The 6,303-nt window shown below is 62.9% G+C and carries 6 protein-coding genes; all 6 read left to right on the forward strand.

Annotated features, from left to right (window positions below; all coding sequences use genetic code 11):
* Positions 1 to 25 precede the first annotated feature (25 nt).
* From ACQZ40_RS08245 to ACQZ40_RS08270, 6 genes are read left to right on the forward strand one after another with little or no spacing between them, the layout of a single operon-like run.
* Positions 26 to 691: an amino acid ABC transporter permease gene (locus ACQZ40_RS08245; protein WP_078053901.1), complete on the forward strand. Its 666-nt coding sequence runs from the start codon at positions 26 to 28 to the stop codon at positions 689 to 691.
* Between the two features lie 12 nt (positions 692 to 703).
* A complete protein-coding gene (locus tag ACQZ40_RS08250) occupies positions 704 to 1,357 on the forward strand; it encodes an amino acid ABC transporter permease (RefSeq protein WP_006312400.1) in 654 nt (217 codons plus the stop codon).
* Entirely contained in the window at positions 1,350 to 2,072 is a 723-nt protein-coding gene (locus ACQZ40_RS08255; protein ID WP_020811659.1) for an amino acid ABC transporter ATP-binding protein, read from the forward strand. Before ACQZ40_RS08250 ends, ACQZ40_RS08255 begins: the two co-directional genes overlap by 8 nt.
* Positions 2,072 to 3,313: an NAD(P)/FAD-dependent oxidoreductase gene (locus tag ACQZ40_RS08260; protein ID WP_174000725.1), complete on the forward strand. Its 1,242-nt coding sequence runs from the start codon at positions 2,072 to 2,074 to the stop codon at positions 3,311 to 3,313. Before ACQZ40_RS08255 ends, ACQZ40_RS08260 begins: the two co-directional genes overlap by 1 nt.
* Positions 3,314 to 3,325: 12 nt before the next feature.
* The gene (gene lhpI, locus ACQZ40_RS08265; protein WP_448747747.1) at positions 3,326 to 5,035 is read left to right on the forward strand and encodes a cis-3-hydroxy-L-proline dehydratase; all 1,710 of its coding nucleotides are present in this window, start codon (positions 3,326 to 3,328) and stop codon (positions 5,033 to 5,035) included.
* Between the two features lie 10 nt (positions 5,036 to 5,045).
* Positions 5,046 to 6,074 carry a trans-3-hydroxy-L-proline dehydratase gene (locus ACQZ40_RS08270; protein ID WP_104680018.1) on the forward strand — a complete coding sequence of 343 codons (1,029 nt, stop codon included), beginning with the start codon at positions 5,046 to 5,048 and terminating at the stop codon, positions 6,072 to 6,074.
* Positions 6,075 to 6,303 lie beyond the last annotated feature (229 nt).

Consider the following 6,303-nt stretch of genomic DNA (forward strand, 5'->3'; position numbering starts at 1 on the left):
CGTTTCTGAAAAGGCGGGACGCTTAATGTTCAATTATACATTCCACTGGAATCAGGCGCTGAAGGCTCTGCCGCAGCTTCTGGACGGTGCGGTGGTGACGCTGCAGATCGCCATTCTATCGATGGTGATCGGTCTTTCCTGCGCCATCGTGCTGACGCTGTTCCGGCTCTCCGGCAACCGCATTCTCGGCGCTTTCGCCGCCGTCTGGGTGGAAGTCGCCCGCAACACGCCGGCGCTGTTCCAGATTTACATGGCCCATTTCGGCCTTGGCAATTTCGGCATTCATTTGAGCCCCTATACGGCGCTTCTGGTCGGTATCGCCTTCAACAATGCCGGTTATCTGGCGGAAAATTTCCGTGGCGCGCTAAAGGCCATTCCCGATACGCAGACGCGCTCCGGCCGTTCGCTCGGCATGACCTCGATGCAAACCTTCCGGCTTATCATCCTGCCACAGATGCTGCGCGTCGCCTTTCTGCCGGCCACCAACCAGATGGTGTGGGCAATCCTCATGACCTCGCTCGGCGTCACGGTCGGCATGAATACGGATCTCGCCGGCGTCACGCAGGCGCTCAATGCGCGCTCGTTCCGCACCTTCGAATTTTTCGCGCTCGCCGCGGTCATCTATTACGTGATCGCCAAGATCGTCACGCTCGCCGCCCGTCTGCTGGCAGCGCGTCTGTTCCGTTATTGAGAGAGGTGAGCCATGTTTGAAACCGCTCTCACCTGGAGTGATCTCGCCTTCCTGGCCAAGGGTGCCGGCATGACGCTTGCCGTCACCGCCGTCGCCGTCACGGCGGGCACCATCATGGGGATCATCTTCGGTATCATCCGTTTCCAGTTCGGCCCCTATTGGTCGCTGCCGCTGACCTTCGTGCTGGATATTTTCCGTTCCGTGCCGCTGCTCATCCAGCTCGTGCTCGGCAACGCCTTCCAGTCGATCGCCAAGCTCGGCTGGCCGCCATTCACCACCTCCTGCGTGGTGCTGTCGCTTTATACGGCGGCCTATTGCACCGAGATCGTGCGCGGCGGCATCGGTGCGGTGCCGTCGAACACGCGCCGCGCCTGCCGGTCGCTCGGCATGACCTGGTCGCAGGACATGCGTTACATCGTGCTGCCGCTTGCTACCCGCGTGTCGTTGCCGTCATGGATCGGGCTGACGCTCGGCGTCATGAAGGATTCCGCGCTGGTGCTTTGGCTCGGCCTTATCGAGCTTCTGCGCGCCTCGCAGATCCTCGTCACCCGCCTGCAGGAACCGCTGACCATCCTGATGATCTGCGGCGCCATCTACTTCCTTATCAGCTTCCCCATCGCCCGTTTCGGCGGGTATCTCGAAAGACGGTGGTCCCCCAATGATTGAGATCGAAAACGTCCGCAAATCCTTCGGCCCGCTGGAGGTTCTGAAAGGGATCAACCTCACCGTCAACAAGGGCGAGGTCGTCACCATCATCGGCGGCTCCGGTTCCGGCAAGTCGACGCTGCTGACCTGCATCAACGGCCTCGAGCCGATCGACAGCGGCAAGATCGTCATCGACGGCACGGAAGTGCATGCAAAGTCCACCGACCTCAACAAGCTGCGCCGCAAGGTCGGCATCGTCTTCCAGCAATGGAACGCCTTTCCGCATCTGACGGTGCTCGAAAACGTCATGCTCGCGCCGCGCAAGGTGCTCGGTATCTCGAAGGAGCAGGCCGAGGAAATCGCGGTGAAGCAACTGACCCATGTGGGTCTTGCCGAAAAGCTGAAGGTCTATCCGAACCGCATGTCGGGCGGTCAGCAGCAGCGAATGGCGATTGCCCGCGCGCTTGCCATGTCGCCGGAATATATGCTGTTCGACGAAGTCACCTCGGCACTCGACCCTATGCTGGTCGGCGAAGTGCTCGATACGCTGAAGATGCTGGCGGATGAGGGCATGACGATGATCTGCGTCACCCATGAAATGGCCTTCGCGCGTGATGTCTCGAACCGCGTCGCCTTCTTCCATCAGGGCGTGATGGCGGAAATCGGCACGCCGGATCAGCTGTTCGGCGCGCCGCAGCACGCTGAAACGCAGAAATTCCTGGCGAGCGTGCGGTAATGCCTGCCAATGATGTCATCGTCATCGGGGCCGGCGTCGTCGGCCTCTCGGCGGCAATTGCGGCGCAGGGCCGTGGCCTCTCGGTCACGGTCATCGACCGCGAGGGACCGGCGGCGGGCGCGTCCGCCGGCAATGCCGGTGCCTTCGCTTTCACCGATATCCTTCCGCTGGCATCGCCCGGCATTCTGTGGAAGGCGCCGAAGTGGCTGCTCGATCCGCTCGGTCCGCTCAGCGTGCCGCCTTCCTACGCACTGAAGATCGCGCCATGGATGTTCCGCTTCTGGCGGGCCTGCGCCGCTTCGAAGGTGGAACATTCCACCGCCGCCCAGACCGCGCTGATGGATCTCGCGAAGGCCGAGCTGGAGCCGTTCCTGAAAAAGACCGATACCATCGCCATGCTGCGCAAGGAGGGCAACCTCCAGGTCTATGAAAGCGAGGCGGAATTCGAAGCCTCGCTTCCCGGCTGGAAGGCGCGCGAGCGGCACGGCATCGAGTTCCGGCATCTCAATGCCGAACAGATGGCTGAGATACAGCCCGGCATCGCGCCGCGTTTCACCTGCGGCACGTTCACGCCCGGCTGGTATTCCATCGCCGATCCCAAGCTTTATACGCTGGCGCTGGCCGAGCATTTCCGCACCATTGGCGGCCGTATCGAATGCCTCGATATCGCTTCGCTCAGGCCGTTGGAAGACGGTGTCGAGGTGGTGAGCCATGATGGGCGCACCCGCAAGGCCGCCAGGGTGGTGCTGGCGGCCGGCGCCTTTTCGCATCGCATCGCCCGTTCGCTCGGGGAAAAAATTCCGCTGGAAACCGAACGGGGGTATAATACGACCCTGCCGTCTGGCGCCTTTGATCTGCGCACGCAGGTGACCTTCGGCGGCCATGGTTTCGTCGTCACGCGGCTTTCCTCCGGCATCCGCGTTGGTGGCGCGGTTGAATTGGGCGGGCTGGAGCTCCCGGCCAATTTCGCCCGTTCCGAAGCGCTGCTGACCAAGGCGAAAGCCTTCCTGCCGGGCCTGAAAACCGAAGGCGGCAAGCAGTGGATGGGCTTTCGCCCCTCGCTGCCGGACAGCCTGCCGGCCATCGGGCAAGCACGGCACACGGCGCGGGTGGTTTATGCTTTCGGCCACGGGCATCTGGGGTTGACGCAATCGGCGGGCACGGCCCGCATCGTCGCCGATCTTCTGACGGGGCAAAAACCCGCCATCGATACAAGGGCATTTTCGCCGCAACGCTTCTGACGGGGATTTCCGATGTCTTCTTCCCTCTCGACAACAGCCGTTCCTGAAGCCCGCAGCATTTTGGCCGGTTCGGCCGAAGGTCCCGTGATTGCGACGACCGAAGCGCTGAGTTTCTGGGGCGGGGTCGATCCCGCCACCGGCCGGGTCATCGACGTGCACCACCCGTTACATGGCATCTGTCTCACCGGCGGCGTGCTGTTCATGCCCACCAGCCGTGGCTCCTGTACCGGTTCGGGCGTGCTGCTCGATCTTATCCTGACGGGCCGTGCGCCCTCGGCGCTGGTCTTCTGCGAGGCCGAGGACGTGCTGACGCTGGGCGCGCTGATCGCCGCCGAAATGTTCGGCAAGCCTTTGCCGGTGCTGCGCCTGGACGCGGAAAATTTCGCCCGGTTCTCCGAAGCCGTTCATGTCCGTATCGATGAGACGGCCATCGAAGCCGATGGCGTTTCCCTTGCCATCACCCCGCCGGCGACAGCGCATCTCGATCTTGGGGATGACGACCGGGCCAAGCTCGAAGGACGCGATGGCATCGCCGTGCAGCAGGCCATGCGCATCACCGTCGCCATGGCCGCCCAGCAGGGGGCATCGGCGCTTGTCGATGTGACGCAGGGCCATATTGACGGTTGCATCTATGCCAGCCCCGCCAATCTCACCTTCGCGGAAAAAATGGCGGAGATGGGCGCGAAGGTACGGGTGCCGACGACCATGAACGCCATTTCGGTGGACAAGGCGCATTGGCGTTCGCAGGGCATGCCGGAGGATTTCGGCGATCCGGCCGCAAGGCTGGCGGATGCCTATGTGCGCATGGGCTGTCGCCCGACTTTCACCTGTTCGCCTTACCTGCTCGACAGCGCGCCGCAGGCCGGCGACATGATCGCCTGGGCCGAATCGAACGCTGTGATCTTCGCCAATACGGTTCTTGGCGCGCGCACGGCGAAACATCCGGATTTTCTCGATCTCTGCATCGCGCTTACGGGCAGGGCGCCGCTTGCCGGCGTCTATCTGGAGGAAAATCGCCGTCCTCAGCGCATCGTCAATGTGGCGTTGCCGCAGGGTGTGGATGATGCCTTCTGGCCACTCGTCGGTTATCTGGCGGGCAAGGCCGCACCGGATTGTATTCCGCTGCTGCGCGGCCTTGGCCCTGCGAAGCCGTCACGGGATGATCTAAAAGCGCTTTGCGCGGCTTTCGGCACCACATCCGCTGCGCCCATGTTGCATATTGAGGGTGTGACCCCGGAAGCCGGGCTTGCGCCTTTGGAAACAGCCGAGACCGTCACCATTTCGCTCGCAGATATGGCCGCCGGCTGGTCGCTGCTGAATGAGGGGCCGGAGGACGTGCAGCTCGTTGCCATCGGCAGCCCGCATGCCTCGCTGGAGGAGTGCCGCGCGCTCGCCGCTGTGCTCGCCGGTCGCAAGCGGCATGCGGATGTCGCCGTCATCGTGACAGCCGGGCAGCAGGTCATCGATGCGGCCGGCCAGGACGGCACCTTGAAAAGACTGCATGACAGCGGGGTGCAGGTGCTGCCTGATCTTTGCTGGTGCTCCATTTCCGAACCGGTCTTCCCGACGAAGACCCGTGCCCTGATGACCAATTCCGGTAAATACGCCCATTACGGACCCGGCCTCAGCGGTCGCGCAGTGCGCTTCGGCAGCCTTGCCGATTGCGTCGACAGCGCGCTGACCGGCCGTGCTCCGTCCCTTCTTCCTTCATGGCTTTCCTAAGGAGTTTTGAATGCGCAGTATCAAGACCGTTCATGTGATTTCCGCCCATGCGGAAGGGGAAGTCGGGGACGTGATCGTCGGTGGAGTGAAGCCGCCGCCGGGCGAGACGATCTGGGAGCAGAGCCGCTTCATCGCGCGCGATGAGACCCTGCGCAATTTCGTGCTCAACGAGCCGCGTGGCGGCGTGTTCCGGCACGTCAACCTGCTGGTGCCGCCGAAACATCCCGATGCGGATGCCGCCTTCATCATCATGGAGCCGGAAGACACGCCGCCCATGTCCGGCTCCAACTCCATCTGCGTTTCCACCGTACTTCTGGATGGCGGCATCGTACCGATGCAGGAGCCGGAAACCCATATGCTGCTGGAAGCGCCAGGCGGGCTGGTGAAAGTGCGCGCCGAATGCCGCAACGGCAAGGCCGAGCGCATTTTCGTGCAGAACCTGCCCAGCTTTGCCGCAAAGCTCGATGTCGAACTCGAGGTTGAAGGCCTCGGTACGCTGAAAGTGGACACGGCCTATGGCGGCGACAGCTTCGTCATCGTCGATGCCGAAGCTATGGGCTTTAGCCTGAAGCCGGAAGAGGCGCATGAGATTGCCCGCCTCGGCGTGCGCATCACCAATGCCGCCAACAAGGCTCTGGGCTTCGATCATCCCGAAAACCCGGACTGGCGGCATTTTTCCTTCTGCCTGTTTGCAGGCAAGGTGGAGCGCACGGCCGAAGGCCTGCGGGCAGGGGCGGCCGTTGCCATCCAGCCGGGCAAGGTGGACCGTTCGCCGACCGGCACGGCACTTTCGGCCCGCATGGCGGTGCTGCATGCGCGTGGCGAAATGAAGGAGGGCGAAACCCTGACGGCGGTGTCGCTGATCGGCTCTACCTTCACCGGCCGTATTCTTGGAACGACAACGGTCGGCGACCGTCCAGCCATCCTGCCGGAAATCTCCGGTCGCGGCTGGATCACCGGTATCCACCAGCACATGCTCGACCCGTCCGATCCGTGGCCGGAGGGGTATCGTCTGACGGATACGTGGGGTGCGCGGTAAGGAGGGCCTTTAAAGGTCTATACCCCAATCGGGCTGCATCGGTTCGGCGTCTTTCTTCTCCCCGCCGGGGAGAAGATGGCCCGAAGGGTCAGATGAGGGGGTAACGTTGCCGGATTTCGGAGAGCGTGCCCCCTTGTAACTTGATTTCGCCGCGCTGTGCTATTGTCGCTTGTGCGGTGGCGGATGGAAGACCGATCCCCCCTGGGGACATTGATCCCGTGGATGAGCC

Source organism: Agrobacterium sp. 16-172Ci, assembly GCF_053522725.1.

Bases quoted from the DNA above. Each gene is read 5' to 3' on its own strand.
- ACQZ40_RS08245 (WP_078053901.1), top strand. From the start codon at position 26: ATGTTCAATTATACATTCCACTGGAATCAGGCGCTGAAGGCTCTGCCG.
- ACQZ40_RS08250 (WP_006312400.1), top strand. From the start codon at position 704: ATGTTTGAAACCGCTCTCACCTGGAGTGATCTCGCCTTCCTGGCCAAG.
- ACQZ40_RS08255 (WP_020811659.1), top strand. From the start codon at position 1,350: ATGATTGAGATCGAAAACGTCCGCAAATCCTTCGGCCCGCTGGAGGTT.
- ACQZ40_RS08260 (WP_174000725.1), top strand. From the start codon at position 2,072: ATGCCTGCCAATGATGTCATCGTCATCGGGGCCGGCGTCGTCGGCCTC.
- lhpI (WP_448747747.1), top strand. From the start codon at position 3,326: ATGTCTTCTTCCCTCTCGACAACAGCCGTTCCTGAAGCCCGCAGCATT.
- ACQZ40_RS08270 (WP_104680018.1), top strand. From the start codon at position 5,046: ATGCGCAGTATCAAGACCGTTCATGTGATTTCCGCCCATGCGGAAGGG.